15 protein-coding genes are annotated in these 16,918 nt (G+C 27.5%); 11 read left to right on the forward strand and 4 right to left on the reverse strand.

The genetic code is table 11. From position 1 onward, the window contains the following. Window positions 1-49 precede the first annotated feature (49 nt). Window positions 50-523, reverse strand: coding sequence for an ABC transporter ATP-binding protein (locus tag Q3304_RS10150; RefSeq protein ID WP_407813810.1), 474 nt, complete (start codon window positions 521-523; stop codon window positions 50-52). Between the two features lie 172 nt (window positions 524-695). Here Q3304_RS10150 and Q3304_RS10155 point away from each other — a divergent pair, with 172 nt between their 5' ends. The 10 genes from Q3304_RS10155 (at window position 696) to helD (ending at window position 11,835) form a co-directional block, all read left to right on the forward strand. Beyond that, complete coding sequence (locus Q3304_RS10155; RefSeq protein WP_054275911.1) at window positions 696-1,403, forward strand: response regulator transcription factor; 708 nt, start codon at window positions 696-698, stop codon at window positions 1,401-1,403. Window positions 1,404-1,445: 42 nt separating this feature from the next. After that, window positions 1,446-2,852 carry a sensor histidine kinase gene (locus tag Q3304_RS10160; protein WP_407813811.1) on the forward strand — a complete coding sequence of 469 codons (1,407 nt, stop codon included), beginning with the start codon at window positions 1,446-1,448 and terminating at the stop codon, window positions 2,850-2,852. A 1,054-nt stretch (window positions 2,853-3,906) separates the two neighbouring features. Next, window positions 3,907-4,296 (forward strand): BlaI/MecI/CopY family transcriptional regulator, encoded by a 390-nt coding sequence (locus Q3304_RS10165; RefSeq protein WP_167640574.1) that lies wholly within the window; start codon window positions 3,907-3,909, stop codon window positions 4,294-4,296. A gap of 351 nt (window positions 4,297-4,647) precedes the next feature. Continuing rightward, window positions 4,648-5,115 carry a VOC family protein gene (locus Q3304_RS10170; protein ID WP_407813812.1) on the forward strand — a complete coding sequence of 156 codons (468 nt, stop codon included), beginning with the start codon at window positions 4,648-4,650 and terminating at the stop codon, window positions 5,113-5,115. 99 nt (window positions 5,116-5,214) lie between these two features. Beyond that, window positions 5,215-5,709, forward strand: coding sequence for a Nif3-like dinuclear metal center hexameric protein (locus Q3304_RS10175; RefSeq protein ID WP_407813813.1), 495 nt, complete (start codon window positions 5,215-5,217; stop codon window positions 5,707-5,709). A gap of 50 nt (window positions 5,710-5,759) precedes the next feature. Next, window positions 5,760-6,083, forward strand: coding sequence for a hypothetical protein (locus Q3304_RS10180; protein ID WP_407813814.1), 324 nt, complete (start codon window positions 5,760-5,762; stop codon window positions 6,081-6,083). A gap of 688 nt (window positions 6,084-6,771) precedes the next feature. Continuing rightward, window positions 6,772-7,491, forward strand: coding sequence for a cyclopropane-fatty-acyl-phospholipid synthase family protein (locus Q3304_RS10185; RefSeq protein ID WP_054269203.1), 720 nt, complete (start codon window positions 6,772-6,774; stop codon window positions 7,489-7,491). A 355-nt stretch (window positions 7,492-7,846) separates the two neighbouring features. Then, window positions 7,847-8,584 (forward strand): MarR family winged helix-turn-helix transcriptional regulator, encoded by a 738-nt coding sequence (locus Q3304_RS10190; RefSeq protein WP_074179143.1) that lies wholly within the window; start codon window positions 7,847-7,849, stop codon window positions 8,582-8,584. A 277-nt stretch (window positions 8,585-8,861) separates the two neighbouring features. After that, on the forward strand, window positions 8,862-9,359 hold the full coding sequence (locus tag Q3304_RS10195; RefSeq protein WP_235626712.1) for a GNAT family N-acetyltransferase: 498 nt from the start codon (window positions 8,862-8,864) through the stop codon (window positions 9,357-9,359). Between the two features lie 238 nt (window positions 9,360-9,597). Further along, window positions 9,598-11,835, forward strand: coding sequence for an RNA polymerase recycling motor HelD (gene helD / locus Q3304_RS10200; RefSeq protein WP_407813815.1), 2,238 nt, complete (start codon window positions 9,598-9,600; stop codon window positions 11,833-11,835). Between the two features lie 503 nt (window positions 11,836-12,338). On the opposite strand, the gene Q3304_RS10205 is transcribed toward helD, so the two are convergent. Both Q3304_RS10205 and Q3304_RS10210 read right to left on the reverse strand, forming a co-directional pair. Further along, on the reverse strand, window positions 12,339-13,106 hold the full coding sequence (locus Q3304_RS10205) for a hypothetical protein (RefSeq protein WP_054269207.1): 768 nt from the start codon (window positions 13,104-13,106) through the stop codon (window positions 12,339-12,341). Continuing rightward, entirely contained in the window at window positions 13,103-13,582 is a 480-nt protein-coding gene (locus Q3304_RS10210) for an RNA polymerase sigma factor (protein WP_021383499.1), read from the reverse strand. The genes Q3304_RS10205 and Q3304_RS10210 overlap by 4 nt, the downstream gene beginning before the upstream one ends. A 242-nt stretch (window positions 13,583-13,824) precedes the next feature. Here Q3304_RS10210 and Q3304_RS10215 point away from each other — a divergent pair, with 242 nt between their 5' ends. Beyond that, the gene (locus Q3304_RS10215) at window positions 13,825-14,799 is read left to right on the forward strand and encodes a hypothetical protein (protein ID WP_407815428.1); all 975 of its coding nucleotides are present in this window, start codon (window positions 13,825-13,827) and stop codon (window positions 14,797-14,799) included. 382 nt (window positions 14,800-15,181) lie between these two features. On the opposite strand, the gene Q3304_RS10220 is transcribed toward Q3304_RS10215, so the two are convergent. Further along, complete coding sequence (locus Q3304_RS10220; protein WP_054269209.1) at window positions 15,182-16,585, reverse strand: ATP-dependent metallopeptidase FtsH/Yme1/Tma family protein; 1,404 nt, start codon at window positions 16,583-16,585, stop codon at window positions 15,182-15,184. Window positions 16,586-16,918: the final 333 nt, after the last annotated feature.

Here is a 16,918-nt window from a genome sequence, read left to right on the forward strand (position 1 = left end):
TTTTAGCTACTAACTCACGACTAAAGTCACAAGTGTGCGTAGCTATTTTTTAATCAAGTATTAATAATTTAGGAAACTTCATTATAGCCATAGCAATACCAAGACGTTGTTTCATACCTAAAGAGTACTGACTAACTTTTTTGTCCTTTTGATTTTCTAGTCTTACTATTTTCAGTGCTTCATTTACATTTTTTTTAGGCAAGTCCAAGAGTTTTTGCATGATAGTCATGTTTTCAAGACCTGTTAAATGTCCATAGTATGATGGAGATTCTATCAATGAGCCAATATCCTTCAAAATCGATATTCTGTTTTTTTCATTTAACTCCTTATTTAAAATATTAATGTTTCCTTGTGTAGGCTTTGCCAGTCCAAGTAACATTTTAAGTGTGGTAGATTTACCTGCTCCATTAGGGCCTAGAAAGCCATATACAGCACCTTTTGGAACTCTTAGGTCTATATCCCTTACCCTAAATATTTTGTTGTATTCCTTTGAAAGTCTGTGTGTCTTAATTATCATTTCCATATATTTCATCCCCTTTTTTAATCTGTGTTTATTGTTTTTTTTTAGCTTGTATTAGTATAATAACTTGACTACATTTCAGATAGCTGACGTTTACCTTACAATAACCTTAAATAGTTCATTGAGGGAAAGTCATGAAAAAAGGGATGTGATATACTAAAAAAGGGTGATGATTATGGAATCAATAAAAGATAAAAAAATACTTGTGGTGGATGACCATAAAGAATTATTAAAAATGATAGATGAAATCCTAAGAAAAGAGGGGTTTAATAGAATATTTTTAGCATCAAGTTATGAGGAGGCTGTTAGAGTATTTAAAAATATAAAGCCTGACTGTGCGATTTTAGATGTTGTATTACCAGATGGAGATGGTTTTTCTATTATGAGAAAAATCAGAGAGACATCTAAGATACCCGTTATTTTTCTTTCTGCAAGAGGTGAAGACGAGGATAGATTGATTGGTTTAGGTCTAGGGGCTGATGATTATATAGTAAAACCATTTTTACCAAAGGAACTTACATTAAGACTCATAGGTATATTAAATCGTGTATATGTTCCTATAGAAGAAGAGGAGTTGCCAGTATTTAGATTGGGAGATTCTGTTGTTGTGAATTTAAATAGTGCATGTGTTGAAAAAGATGGACAAGAGATTTCTTTAACAGCTAAAGAGCATTCATTGCTTTTAAAGTTGTATGAAAATAAAGGTAGAATTGTTACCAGTGACTCACTGTGTCAAGCTATTTGGGGAGATGATATGTATGGATATGAAAATACTCTTATGGTTCATATCAGAAGAGTTAGAGAAAAGATAGAAAATACTCCATCTTCTCCTAAACATCTTCTTACAGTAAGAGGTCTTGGATATAAGTTGATGATTAATTAATTTCAGATAAGAATGAAGGAAGTCAAGAGGAGTGATTTAATTTTGGATAGTATAAAGTATATATTAAGGAGATTTATAGGTTCAAGTATCTTGATTTCATTACTTTTTATTATATTAAATATATTAGGTTTATTTGCATTTTCATATGTGACATTTGTATCTAAATATTCTGGTGATTTGGATGCAAGTGAGAGTAAGGAAATAAGAGCAACTTTGATGATGCTTGAGGATAAAGTAATCTTAAAAGATGGAAAGTTTACTTTAGATGATTCTAGTAAGGAAGTTTTACATAGTAATAAAGTCTGGGCAATGCTAATTGATAACAATGGAGATAGGGTATGGGGCTTTGATTTGCCAAAAGAAATACCAAGCCATTATACTTTGATGGATGTAGCTAAGTTTTCAAGATTCTTTTTAAAAGATTATCCTGTGTATGTATGGGAACATCCAAGTGGGACCTTAGTAACAGGGTATCCAAAGGATAAGTATACTAAATTTAACCTTACCTATACTATTGATGAAATAAGTCAATTTCCTATGCTAATAATAGGTATGCTTTTATTTAATGCAATAATTACATTTTTACTAGCTTCATTTATAGGATTAAAAATGGTCAAATCTATAAAGCCAATTATTACTGGTATAAAGCTTATGTCAAAGGGAGATCCAGTAGTTCTCCAAGAAAAAGGAATACTGAGTGATATCTCAAAATCTATTAATACTGTATCTAAAGAGTTGCAAATGAAGAATGAAAGACTTAGAAAAAAAGAAGAAGCTAGGACTAACTGGATTGCAGGAATATCCCATGATATAAGAACACCACTTTCAATGATAATTGGATACTCTGGAGAACTTGAAGAAAGCAGTAGCCTTTCTCAAAGAGAACAGGAGCAAGCATCTATCATATGTAATCAAGGCATTAAGATTAGAGAATTGGTAAATGACCTTAATTTGGTGTCTAAACTTGAATATAATATGCAACCATTAGATTGTAACAAGATTAGAGTTTCTGTGTTTTTGAGAGAACTCGTTTCTGAATTTATAAATAATAATTTGGATAATGATTTTTATATAGAGCTTGATATATTGAATGAAGATATTACTATCAATGCAGATAAAAAATTGTTAAAGAGAGCTATTAGTAATTTAATACAAAATAGTATAACTCATAACCAGCAAGGATGTAATATAAAGGTGATTTCTAAATCGGATTTGGATTTTTGCTATATAATTGTTGAAGACGATGGAAAAGGAATGAGTCAAGAGAAGATTAATTATTTATTAAAAGCTCAAAATGGATTAAGTGAAGCATATGCTAAAGGTCAAAATCATGGTCTAGGTCTTTTGATTGTTGCAGGCATTATCAATGCACATGATGGTAAGCTAGATATCACAAGTATTGATTGTCAAGGAATAAAAACAATCTTAAAATTACCTCTGATTAAGTAAAATTTTATAAAATAATAATAGATAAGAATGAAAAATGAAAATATTTTGAAAATAAGTTTATTCTTTATTGACAAAGAAACTCTATTAGAGTAGAATAATGATAAATTCTTTTCTTGTCAAGTTTTATTAAATAAAGAGTAACTTTTGCTTTATGCGCTTAAAGCTTAGTTACTTATGGTATCAAAATTTTCATAGAAATAATATTTTGGGATTATTGTAAGGTTGTTAAACTCTTTATATAATTCCTTTTTTTTATATTTTTTACCATTTTTTACCTAATATTTAATATTATTATTGACAAAAAAATTCTACTAAAATAGAATTAGAGTATAGTGTTTTTTAATTTTAAGAAAAATATAATGATATGCTGAAGAGGGTTTTAATTATAGGATGTTTTGTGTAATTGTCATAGTCTTTATACAATTATTTTGAATCTATTATAACATACTTATTTATTTAAAAAAAGAGAAGTATTTTTAATTGTCATAATTTGTGTTCTAAGGTTCTACTAAAGTAGAGTTTTTTGTATTATTTTCATATATATTTTACATAAATGTATATATATGTTGAAATATATTAATTATTTATAACATAATTAATGTAATGATTTGAAAAAGTTAAGATACAAATAAAAAAACTGCTAAAGTAATCAAATACAATTATATAAAATTTTTTAATTGAAACTGAAATTATAGTCTTAAGATTAGAATAGACATTATTTTTTGAAGGTTTAAAAGTTAAGAAGCCAAAGATTAAAGGAAATGAGATTTGCTGAAATACAAATATTTAAAACTAAAAAATACAAAAGAAAGGAGAGCTACTGGACAAGTATCCAAAAATAGATAGCTGAGTACAAAATATTTCATAAAATTAAGCAATATAACACAAAAGAAATTTGACACTATTTATATATATTTACTGTGTACAAATAGCTAAATTTAAGATTTAAAAATATCTTATAAATCAAGTTTATATAAATCAGTATAAGATTTTTTAATATAAAAAATTTATTACGGATATTGCTTGTCTGTATTCTGAGTAGCAAAGGTTTATTATGCCTATAAAAAAGTTGCCACAATCAGAATTAAAGATAATGAAATTTATATGGAAACTAGATTCCAAAGTAACATCAAAAGATATTGTTTTAGGGATGGAGCAAAAATATCAGTGGAAGCAAACAACGACTTTGACTCTTTTATCTAGATTGGTAGTAAAAGGATTTCTAAATTCTCAAAAGATAGATAAATATACACATTATGAAGTTTTAATTAAAGAAAAAGAATATATAAATGTTGAAACAAGAGAGTTCTTTAAAAATGTTCATGATTCCTCTATGAAAAGCTTATTGTTATCATTACATGATAATGTTAATTTGAGTAAAGATGAGCTGTTATTTATTGAGGAATGGATAAAGAGTCTACAAAAAAATGAAAAAAAAGTATAGATTAACATATTTCTTTAGATTATCAATCTGAGACATATGGTGTATTTATATAATCTATGTGACTACTTAAGTAATATAGATAAAATCTATAATAAGATTACAATATAAATCCAAATCAGATTAAATATAAGCGTAAACTAATAATTGATATTCTGATAATTTAAAAAAGCTACCTCTACTTAAACTAGATAAGTGTAATTGAGGTAGCTTTTTAAATACAAAATACTAATTTTTAGAATGTATTATATAAGTTTTACAAATATGACAAGCAGTTTTCGTATTTAAACTGATATAATAAATAATAAAAATATTGATAAAATAAAAGCGTACTAAAAATCAGGAGGAGAACTTATGAAATATCAAGTTTCATTATTAGCAGTAAATGATGTAGAAGTGTCAAAAAAGTTTTATAAAGAGCTATTTGAACAAGAAGTTGAATTAGATTTAGGTAAAAATGTAACATTTAGTGGAGGGTTTGCTATACAAGAAGATTTTGCATGGCTTACAGGGATTAATCCAGATACAATTGTACGAAAATCAAATAATATGGAGCTTTATTTTGAAGTTGATGATTTTGATAAGTTTATTGAAAAATTAAATTCTTATAAAGATATAGAGCTTGTTCATCAGCCATTAAAACATGAGTGGCAACAGAGAGTAGTCCGTATTTACGACCCTGATAAGCATATTATTGAGATAGGAGAGTCTATGGAAGTCATAGCTAGAAGGTATTTATCTGAAGGCTATTCTGTAGAAGAAACTTCTAAGATAATTCAACATCCAATTGAATTTGTAAAGCAGTGTGAAAGTACTAAATAATATTTTTTATGTTTTATTTTATTAAATTTTAAGTAAGATGATAATGTAATTGTATAAATTTATGTTCAATACATATCAGTCAAATATTATTGAAAAGGAGTGGTTATTATTAAAGCAATTGAAATTTATAATAAATTAGCATTGGAGTTTGATATTAAAAATATTGATGATGATTGGAGTTTTATGAATTTTGACAATGATTTTATTACTCCAGAATTTAAAACAAAATACATAGGCTTGGTACTAGACAATGCCAAAGAAATCAATAAAGTATATACAACTACTTTTCCTGATAAATACATAATTAAGCAGATTATAGATAAAGATGAAAAAGATGTCTTGATTTTTTCACATCATGCAATGGAGTATATAGCATCAGATGAAGGTTTCCCATTTCACGACATACCATTATCTTATATGGAAGAGATGAGAAATCGTAGAATATCTTTTTATGTGTTACATTCTCCATTAGACAATTATAGTGAATATTCAACTTCTGTCAGTTTTGCAAAGGCTCTAGGTTTAGAAATCGTCGAACCATTTTGTAAGTATGATGATAAAATCAAGGTAGAGTTATATGTAAGACATCCTTAAAATCAATTGAAGAGACTAAAGAGCTAGTTAAAAAAACTGTTGGTCATGATGTGAAATTGTATGATTATGGAGAATCGGAACTAAAAGATGGTCTAGTTGCTATTGCAGCAGGAGGAGGAAGCTATCCATTTGTAGCAAGTGAAGTTGCTGAACTTGGTATAAATTTATATATAACTGGATTTACTAAACCTTTAAAGCATTTTGAACCAGCATTAGAGTTCCATAGAATAGCAAAGGATAATTTAATTAATGTTATAGGTGCTACTCATTACTCTACAGAAAAATTTGCCTGTATGTCTATGGTTGATTATTTTAAAAAACTAGGGATAGAAGCAGAATTCTTGGAAGGAAAAAATTATTTAGAAGATTTATAGGATATAATTTATAGAATATATAGAAGCTTGATAGTATATATGTAGAATTAATAATGTATGATATATATAAAGTTAATAGTATATAAAACAATAAAAGCAAGCAGTTGGTAAAAGTTTATGTTTACTGACTGCTTATTTTTATGCTCTTTTAGATAGATATCTTGTAATAATACTTGGTAATATTACAGTTGGTTATAGTCTTATGAATTTAGAAACAAACTTACAATTACTATTTATAATGTTTATTTTTCGATATTTTTTCTGATATTATTTACAATTAATTAGATTTTATAAATATTTATTTCGGATTATTATAAATATTTATTTTGAAAAAATAGAATTATTATATTTATGAGAATAAATGGTATAATAAAAGGTAAAGTGTCAAATATACACTAAATTAAATAAGTTAATTAGTATATAGATTAAAGTAGAAGTAATTAAAACTTATTAAGTATCAAAACATGACTGCTTATCAAAGTAGTTATTTAAAAAGACATAAAAAAATAGTTGTTTAGACAAAGTGGTTATTTTAAAAAAGTAGTTATCTAAAAAAAAGAGGATGATTATTCATTAAAGTAACTATCCCAAAATGGACAAAAAGATGACTTATTATTACTCATCTAAAAAATAGAAAATCAGATATGAAATTTAATAAATAATAATTGATAGGGAAGGGAAAGATAGCATGATATTTACAAAGAGTAATAAATACGATAAGAAATTTCTCATGGAAAATATGATGGGACCTAATTGTATAAAGATATTGGAAGAGTTGACAAGTAAGATAAGACTAGAAAAAGGAATGCGTATTTTAGACTTAGGATGTGGGAGAGGGATATCTTCTATATTTTTAGCAAATGAATTTGATGCTACTGTATTTGCAACTGATTTATGGATAGAGCCAACTGAGAACTATGAAAGATTTAAGCAATTTAAATTAGATGATAAAATATTTCCTATACAAGCTGAAGCACATGAATTACCTTATGCAGAAGGTTTTTTTGATGCAGTGATAAGTGTACACTCTTATCACTATTTTGGTAATAAAGAAGGATTTTTAGAAAACCATATATCACCTCTTGTAAAAGATGGAGGAGTAATTGCTATGGCAATGCCTGGATTAAAAAAAGATTTTGTTAATTGTATACCAGATGAACTTATTCCATTTTGGCAAGATAATATGAATTTCCATTCAATTGAATGGTGGAATGAGCTTTGGTCAGAATCTGAGTCTGTAACTGTAGAAAAATGTGAAGCTTTAAGTTGTCATGATGAAGCTTGGAATGATTGGTTAAACTGTGATAATTCTTATGCTAAGAATGATAAAAAAATGCTGGAAGTAGAGGCAGGTAAGTATTTTAATACAATTTCCTTGATAGCGAGAGTTAATAATAGTAAAAGTTAGATGAAAAATTTAAATTTAAAGTAGTTTTTTAAATTGTTTATGCCCAATTAGATTATTTATGTCAATTGGGTATTTTTATTTAAAAATATGACGGTATGATACAAAAAGCACAAGTATAGGATATAAACTTTGAATAGGATATAATATAGTTAAATGAAGATATGTCAGTTGTAGGAAATTTATAATTTATTATAAACTAACATTGACAAATTAAAGGCTTACTTTTATACTCGATACAAGTAAAGTAGCTTTAAAATTATAGATTTAAAATAAACAACATATGAAATTATAAAATAAATAACATAATAAATAAGAATATGTAATTATAAAATAAATTAATTTAGGAGGAACAATAATGAGTGAAACAAAAGAAGAAAATTTACTAGAACAATTTTTTAAAGTGCAATCATTGCTACATAAATTTCACCTTCAAAATCATAAATCACATGGATTTTTTAGAGCGACGCATAGAGGACAAGGTAGAGTATTATCCATGTTAAAAATAAAGCCAGAAATAACTCAAAAAGAACTGTCATACTTACTTGATATGAGACCTCAATCTTTAGGTGAGTTGCTTTCGAAATTAGAAAATCAACAATTTATCACTCGTACACACTCAGAAAAAGACCGTAGAGTAATGGTAGTAAAATTGACATCAAAAGGAATGGATGAAATTAATAAGAATGAGCAGAGAGAAGACCCAACTAATCAAATATTTAATGTATTGGAACCAGAAGAAAAGAGTACTTTAAGTTATATTCTTACAAAGATTACTAATGAACTAGAAAGAACTATAAAAAGTGAGGATGGTAATAACTTTGATGAGGCACATATGCAACCACCACCAAGACCACATCATGGACAGTATTTAGGTGGATTTGCTGGTAGAGATGCAATTCAAAACTTATTTAATTCACATGAAGGATATCCAGATTTTCAAAATAGAGAAGATTTGTTTGAACAAATGGTAAAACAACACCCAGAACTTATAGAGCAATTGATGAAACAGCATCCAGAGTTCTTTACGGAAAAAGAACTTGATAGAAAAAATAGCTCTAAGAATGAAAGCGAACAGGATATTGATGAAGATTAAAAATTTTATAGTATTATTTGATAATTTTTTCTATATATTTTATTATACTTTAAATTAAACTGTGAGATGTTTAAGTATATAGTCAAAGGGCTAGTACATCTATATTACTTTAACTATCAAAGAACTTATTTTAATAGATACACATAAATAGAAATATACAAAGCTATTTTAATCTAATATATTATCATATATAGTAATTTATATATCACTATAAATTAGAATAAGAAAAAATTATTTAACTATAATAATAAATTAAAAAAGGGGAAATGTTGAGTTGATGGAAGGAATAAAATTTATAAAGTCAGAAGAAAAGTATATTTGGTCATATTGGCAAACTTTTGATAAAATTGCAAAAGAGAGGAAATATCTAGCTATGGACGAAGCATTTCCTTTTGAAGAAACTGTTGAATTTATAAAGAATGTTATAACTAAAAATTTTCCACAACTATTTATAATTGAGGTAAAATCAGATACATGTATTGGCTGGTGTGATGTTTTGCCTAAAACCAAAACTGTTGGTTACTTAGGTATGGGTATTCTTAAAGAGTATAGAGAAAAAGGTATTGGGAGTAGCCTTCTAAAACAAATTATTGATTTATCAAAAGAATATGGATATAAAAAAATTGAGCTAGATGTGTTAAAAAGTAATAGTAGAGCTATTCATGTTTATAAATCTTTAGGGTTTATTGAGGTAAATACAATAGCTAGTGGATTTACATGGAATGATAGACCTGTAAAAGAAGAAGTTATACAAATGGAGCTTGTATTAATGTAAAACTTATTGAGAATTAATAGGATGGTGATAAAAAATACTATCCTATTTTATTGTTTAAAAATAGTGGTTTTGCAGTTAAGTAAGTTGTTTTTAGATGCTTTTAGAGAAATTTTTATTTTCTTTCCCACTATAATTATATCATAAATAAAATTTTTTTTTAAGACTGTGAATATATCCTCATTTCTATATAATTGATATAGTGGATTAAATGTTAATTTCAATTGAGGAGGATTATAATATGAATCTAAATGATTTTGAGTCAAATCTTGAAAATCAATGGTTACAAAAAACTCTTAAAGAGGCTAATAGACAACTTGAGGAAAAGCGTAATGAAGAAGATAAGCTAAAAAAAGATGCTATAGAAACTCAAAGGGAACTATGGAATGACTTAGGTTCTATTTCTGCGGAAAATGGATTAGAACAACTTTCAGAATTTATGTCATTTATGGATGTTATGAAACATCAAAAAAGGAGCCATGAATTTACTAAGAAACTCAAAGATAAGTATGAAAGAATGATTGAATCTCCTTATTTTGGAAGAATTGACTTTACAGAAGTTTGTGAAACTGAGTCTCAAAAGTGTTATATTGGATTGTCAAATCTTATTAATGATGATTATGATTTTCTTGTATATGATTGGAGAGCCCCTATTTCAAGTATGTTTTATGATTATGAAATTGGACAAGCAAGCTATGAGTGTCCAGAGGGGATAATCTCTGGAAAAATTACTAAAAAAAGACAGTATAAGATAAAAGATGGCAAAATTGAGTATATGTTTGATAGTAATCTAAATATAGATGATGATGTCTTGCAAGAGCTTTTAGGTAAAAACTCTGATGAGAAAATGAAAACTATAGTTACTTCCATTCAAAGAGAGCAAAATCAAGTAATTCGTAATGAGAAATATAAGAACTTAATTGTACAAGGTGCCGCAGGAAGCGGAAAGACATCTATAGCACTTCATAGAATAGCATATTTATTGTATAAACATAAAGATAAAATAACTTCTGAAAATATAATGATATTTTCTCCAAATAACATATTTAATGATTATATATCAAACGTACTGCCACAACTTGGCGAAGATAACATTTGTCAGACAACATTTAAAGACTATATGCATAAAGAACTGGGTGATGAATTCAAAAAAGAAAGCCCAGCTGAAATGATGGAGTATATTCTTAATAACAATGGGAAAATAACATATAAGGACAGGATAGAAAATATAGAGTTTAAAACTTCTTTAGAGTTCACAAATATATTAAAAGAGTATCTAAATTATTTAGAAACAGATGATAGATGTTTTGAAGATATTATTGTAAGAGGCGAGTTAATAATTTCATCTAAGGAGTTACAAACACTGTTTTCTAATGACTATTCAAATTTACCAATTAAGAAAAGATTAGAGAAAATAAAAGCAAGAATAATATTTTTAATTGAGCCATATGAAAAAGCTTGGATTGATGAAATATTTAAAGAGCTTCAAGCATCTGGCGATTATATAGAAAAAGAAGAAATGATAGAGAAAAGTACTTTTATTGTAAAAAAACATCTGAAAGAAGTTTATTCTAAAATTTCAAGAATGACAGAGTTAGATTTGATAGACACTTATAAAAACTTATTTAAGAATTTAGATATGTTTTTAGAAAAGGCGAATGTTGAGTATGATAAGAATATTATAGATAATATAAAAACTTATACAATGGATAATTTAAGTGTAAAGAGTCTTTATTATGAAGACCAAGTGATACTTCTATATCTAAAGGGAGCTCTTGGAGGTATTCCAAATACATCACAGATTAAATATGTAATCATAGATGAGGCACAGGACTATACTCCTTTACAATATGAAATATTTTATAAACTTTTTAAATCTGCCAATATGACTATATTAGGAGATATTAATCAATCAATTAACCCATTCATGAATGTTGGAGACTATAATAATATTCCTAATGTATTGAAGAATGATACTTGCATAATAAATCTAAGTAAAACATATCGTTCTACAATGGAAATTACTAGATTCTCAAGAAAACTTCTTACAAAAGCGATAGATGATGAGTATGTTGAGAGACATGGTGATGAGCCTAGGGTTACTGGTTTTAAAGAAAAAGATTATATGAATGAAAAGCTTATTGAAGACATAAAAGCTTATAAACATAAAAATTATAAGTCTATTGGTATTATAACAAAGACAGCCCATGAAGCTAAGGAAGTGTATGAGTTTTTAAAGGAAAATCATATTAATGTAGAGGCTATAATAAAAGATGATGATGAGTATGTGAATGGTGTATTAGTAATACCTTCATATTTATCTAAGGGACTTGAATTTGATATAGTTGTAATATACGATGCAAGTGAGGAAAGGTACAATAGTGAAGATGAAAGATTGCTTCTTTACACTTGTTGTACAAGAGCTCTTCATGTGCTAAATATATACTATTTAGGTGAAATAACTCCTTTATTAAAATAACAGGCTTTTAATTATAGTTTGATTTTTATTTTAAGAATATCAGATACTTATAATCTATCTTATTTATCTGTTTTTTATGAATTTATTATATATTTGTAATTAAAATTTATAAAATAAGTTATTATAAAGTTAAGTATTTTAAAATCTAAACTGGGTAGCCTGTTGTATATTTGCAAGTAAAATTCATATATAAAATTATAATGAAGTTAAAGTTTTTAAAATCTAAACTGGGTAGTTTATTGTGTCTTTACAAATAGAATTGATACAACAATTTATAATGAAGTCAAAGCCCTTAAAATTCCATATGAATGGACTTTTTAAGGGCTTTTTAATATTAGTAATAACTTTTGTAGATTAGTTAAATTTTTAGAGTAGTTAAATATCTAAAATTTTATATATTAAATCTAAAGAAAATATAAAGATGGAAGATACGACTATATTTACTAATAAGAAAACTAAAGTTATATACAATAAACTCATGAACTCTTTATAGTTAATTATACTTATTTTGCATCTATTACTTCATGAGCCATTTTAACTAAGTCATCCATAGATAAATTTGAATCTTGAATTGTAAAAGAGTAGTAAACTCCATCTTGTTCCCAAGTCAAGGACTTAAATTCATTAACTTCTACTTTATCTGTTCCTTCACTAAATGTATATTTACCTGATTTTTCATCAAGTTTATCCTGTTCTGTCATTTTATAATCTTCTGGCACAAACTTGTACATTGATGCTTCATAAGAAATATTTATATCTTTGTAAGTATCTACAACTTTCATTTTATCAGAATCTTTTCCAAGCACATTATTTGCTGTTTCAAGAGATATTTCATCATTACCATTTTTATACTCAAACTCAAGTGCTTTTAACTCTCCTAAAACATTATCTTTTTTATCAAGTGCTTTTTCCTTTATAGTATATGCCCCTTTAAATTTATATCCATTACTAAATTCGGAAATTAGATTAGGGGTAAAGTTAAAGTCTTTTTTTACCTGTTCAGTAGTTGGAATCGATGTATAGGTAGGCTTAATGCTTGATTTTCCAACTATACTATATATTTCTCCCACTGCAAGAGCTGTTGTACCTAATACTAAAGTGATAGCTAAAGTTGCCACTAAACCCCTTCCAAATGGTAATTTATGTGTTTTATTATTATTCATTTTATAATTTTCCTCTCTTTCTGGTAAACTATTTAGCGTTTTATTTAAACTATTATGAAAGCTTTCTGGAGCTTTTGGAAACGAATTATTTAAGCTATTTTTATTCATATGATTACCTCCATATTTTCTAATTTAGTTTTTAATAATTTTCTTCCTCTCGATAATCTACTTTTTACAGTCCCCTGAGGTATATCCAATATTTCCTTAATTTCATCAACTGAATAACCCTCAATATAGTAAAGGACTATTGGAACTTTAATCTTTTTAGGTAGACTTTGAATAGCAATATACAAATCATTATAATCTTCTTTTTCATCGATTTTTTTATTTTTAAATACGTCTTCAAATGATAGAAATTTCAATTGTTTACGTCTTAATGAGTTACATTCATTTATCACTATTCTAATCAACCAAGTTTTAAAATATTGTTCTTCCTTAAGAGAATCTAACTTTTCATATGCTTTTAAAATAGCATTGTTGACGGCATCTTCACAATCCTGGTCGTTTCCTAAAATAGACTTAGATACACGATACAAAGTCTGTTCTGATTCAAGGATATTATTTATAAATGTAGTTTTATTCAAAGGAATTCCTACCTTTCTATGCAAATTGTAGCGCTACTTTTTTACCTTTCACTTATTAGATAAGATTTTACTATAAATGGTTCACTTTTTTTGAAAAAAAATTAAACGAATAAACATAAGGTACCTTAAAAATAATGTTGACAAAACATTAAGGTACCTTTATAATTAAAAATAGATAAGGTACCTTAATAAAAAGAGAAGATAGATTAATAAAAAAATCGAATTAATTAGGAGGAGTTAATATGAATTATTACAGAGATAAAAAAGAAAACTTTAGAGGATTTGAAGGTCATCATAGTAATCCATGGAATCATATGTGTGAAGGATGCAGAGTATTTGAAATGATGCATCGTGAAGGAGTTGGTTATGGAGAGTGTAGAGGTCATGAAGGACATGGTTCAAGAGGACATGGTCAGGGTGAATTTAGAGGCCATGAAGGATTTGAACCAAGAGGATATGGTCAAGGAAACTTCAGAGGTCATGAAGGATTTGAACCAAGAGGATATGGTCAAGGGAACTTCAGAGGTCATGAAGGATTTGAGCAAAGAGAACATGGTCAAGGAAACTTCAGAGGTCATGAAGGATTTGAACCAAGAGGATATGGTCAAGGGAACTTCAGAGGTCATGAAGGATTTGAGCAAAGAGAATATGGTCAAGGGAACTTCAGAGGTTATGAAGGATTTGAACCAAGAGGATATGGTCAAGAAGACTTTAGAGGTCATGGGAATTTTGAATCAAGAGAGCATGACCAAGGAGACTTCAGAGGTCATAGAGGATTTGAGCCAAGAGGATATAGCCATGAAGAGTGTAGAAGTCATGAAGGCTTTGAGCCAAGAGAGCATAGTCATGAAGAGTGTAGAAGTCATGGAGGCGTTGACCCAAGAGGATTTGAAGGAGCATATGAACATGGATATTGCAGAAAAGGTCATGAAGGATTTGAACCAAAATGTGATGAAAGAAACCATATGAAGCATAAAGGGCATGAAGAATTTGGTGCTAAAGATTGTAAAATAGATGGTGAGCATAGAGAACATGAAAGATTTGAAAATCAAAATACAGGTGAAGAAATAGAAGCTGAAAGCAAAGAAGATGCTAAGAAAAATAATACAGAAGAAAATAAAAATATGGCTGAATCAAAGGTAATAAGAAATGAATCAGTACAAGAAGGTCAAAAAAGTAACACTAAAGAAGAAAATAAAGATACTGATAAAAAGTAAGATTATAAATTAAATAAAATTTAATAGTAAATAGAAGAAATAAATATTAGAAAATAATATTAAAGTTAGAAAGAGATGAGCCTGTCAGTAAATTTGTTTTATATTTTACTTTTATATATAGAAGGTCTTTTAAATTATTTTATCTCACTTATTTGAGAAAGAGAAGGGGTAATTATATGTGCTTATTTTGTGTTAAATAAATGCTTTATAAATTAGTATAGAGTACATTAATATATAAAATAAAAAAAGCTATAAGTCTAATAATATAAAATTAAACCTATAGCTTTTTTATTTTAATATAATTACTTTGAAATATTTTGACTTTAAAAGTCATTTAAATCTAATATAATTACTTTTGAAAAAACTATTAAATTGTCTTATACTAGTTTACAGCTTCTTTTCCTATTAAATCTTTTAACTCTTCATGAGTCATAGTTTCTTTTTCAAATAGGAATTTAGAAACAGAATGTAAATCTTCAAGGTTATCCTTTAATATCTCTAAAGTCTCTTTATAACAAACCTCAACTATACGATTTGCTTCCTTTTGGATTTTATCACATAAGAAAGTTTTATCATTTCCATCAATAGTCATAAATCCTAAGTTACTCATACCATATTCACAAACCATTTGATTAGCTATTTCAGTAACTTTCTTTAAGTCATCTTTTGCACCAGTAGATTTGTGGTTAAATATTAATTCTTCTGATGCTTTTCCTGCAAGTAGTATTTTTATCTTTCCAATTAATTCATCTCTAGTATAAATATATCTATCTTCATCAGGTAATTGAAGAACATAACCTAATGCTTGCCCTCTAGGAACTATAGATATTTTTTGTATAGGGCAAATTCCTACTATATCACTTACAAGAGCATGTCCAGCTTCGTGATAAGCTACTATTTTTTTCTCTTTCTCAACTAGTGCAGAGTTTTTAGACTCTAGCCCTGCAATGACTCTTTCAAGTGCCTTGTCAAAGTGTTCTGATGTAATGTATTCACTGTCATCTCTAACTGCAAATATAGCTGCTTCATTTGCTATATTTGAAAGATGGGCTCCATTGAAACCATGAGTTTTTTTAGCTAAAAGTTCTAGATTTACAGATTTGTCTATAGGCTTGTCATCTGTATGTACCTTTAGAATTTCAAATCTAGTGTGATAATTTGGTGCACCTATATGAATGTGTCTGTCAAATCTTCCTGGTCTAAGTAAAGCTTCATCTAATAAGTCAAGTCTATTGGTAGCACCTATTATTAATACATTGGAATCTTTATTAAATCCATCCATTTCAACTAAAAGTTGGTTTAATGTTTGGTCCTTTTCGTTGTTGCTCTCAAGATGTCTTTTTGCTCCTACAGCATCTATTTCGTCTATAAATATTATACTTGGAGCTTCTTTTCTAGCTTTTTCAAATAAAGTTCTAACCCTTTTTGCTCCTACACCTACATATTTCTCAACGAACTCTGAACCTGTAACATTGAAAAATGATGAGTTTGTTTCACCAGCTACAGCAGACGCAAGTAAAGTCTTTCCTGTTCCTGGAGGGCCATAAAATAATACCCCTTTAGGTATCTTAGCACCCATTTTTTGATATTTTTGTGGTGACTTCATAAAATCGACTATTTCAAATAGTTCTTCTTTTACTTCGTCTAATCCAGCAACATCTCTGAATGTAGTCTTTGGTTTTGTAGAAAGTGAATCATCTGTTTGATTTTCTCTTTCCATTTTTGTTTGTGCAAAGACAGGAACTGGATTGTTGATTTTCTTAAAAAAGTTGTTTAGCATTTTCATATTCACACCTCAGGTAATTAATTATTGTTAATCAATTTTATATTTTCCATATTTACTATTTTTTATTATTTATTTTTAATGGAAAAAATATACATGTTATCCAAAGAAAAATAAATTTGCGAAATGTATGAAAAAGTGAATTCATGTATATATGCAGATTGTTTTTAGATGTTTAATAAAATACGACAAATCAAGATAAAATAAATATGATAAAAAATGTTATATTGTATAGATTAAGCGATGTGGAGTATAGTATTATGTATGAAATTGGCTAAGTAAGTTTTTCAGTTGTAGTTTTAAAATAATATTAATTTAGGAGTTAGAGTAGAAATC

This window comes from Clostridioides sp. GD02377, assembly GCF_045899875.1.
GTDB lineage: Bacteria > Bacillota > Clostridia > Peptostreptococcales > Peptostreptococcaceae > Clostridioides > Clostridioides difficile_A.

What these genes read in the sequence shown, in the direction of transcription:
- Q3304_RS10165 (WP_167640574.1), top strand. Translation starts at nt 3,907, where the DNA reads ATGCCTATAAAAAAGTTGCCACAATCAGAATTAAAGATAATGAAATTT.
- Q3304_RS10150 (WP_407813810.1), bottom strand. Translation starts at nt 523, where the DNA reads ATGGAAATGATAATTAAGACACACAGACTTTCAAAGGAATACAACAAA.
- Q3304_RS10195 (WP_235626712.1), top strand. Translation starts at nt 8,862, where the DNA reads ATGGAAGGAATAAAATTTATAAAGTCAGAAGAAAAGTATATTTGGTCA.
- Q3304_RS10205 (WP_054269207.1), bottom strand. Translation starts at nt 13,106, where the DNA reads ATGAATAAAAATAGCTTAAATAATTCGTTTCCAAAAGCTCCAGAAAGC.
- Q3304_RS10220 (WP_054269209.1), bottom strand. Translation starts at nt 16,585, where the DNA reads ATGAAAATGCTAAACAACTTTTTTAAGAAAATCAACAATCCAGTTCCT.
- helD (WP_407813815.1), top strand. Translation starts at nt 9,598, where the DNA reads ATGAATCTAAATGATTTTGAGTCAAATCTTGAAAATCAATGGTTACAA.
- Q3304_RS10155 (WP_054275911.1), top strand. Translation starts at nt 696, where the DNA reads ATGGAATCAATAAAAGATAAAAAAATACTTGTGGTGGATGACCATAAA.
- Q3304_RS10215 (WP_407815428.1), top strand. Translation starts at nt 13,825, where the DNA reads ATGAATTATTACAGAGATAAAAAAGAAAACTTTAGAGGATTTGAAGGT.
- Q3304_RS10185 (WP_054269203.1), top strand. Translation starts at nt 6,772, where the DNA reads ATGATATTTACAAAGAGTAATAAATACGATAAGAAATTTCTCATGGAA.
- Q3304_RS10190 (WP_074179143.1), top strand. Translation starts at nt 7,847, where the DNA reads ATGAGTGAAACAAAAGAAGAAAATTTACTAGAACAATTTTTTAAAGTG.
- Q3304_RS10170 (WP_407813812.1), top strand. Translation starts at nt 4,648, where the DNA reads ATGAAATATCAAGTTTCATTATTAGCAGTAAATGATGTAGAAGTGTCA.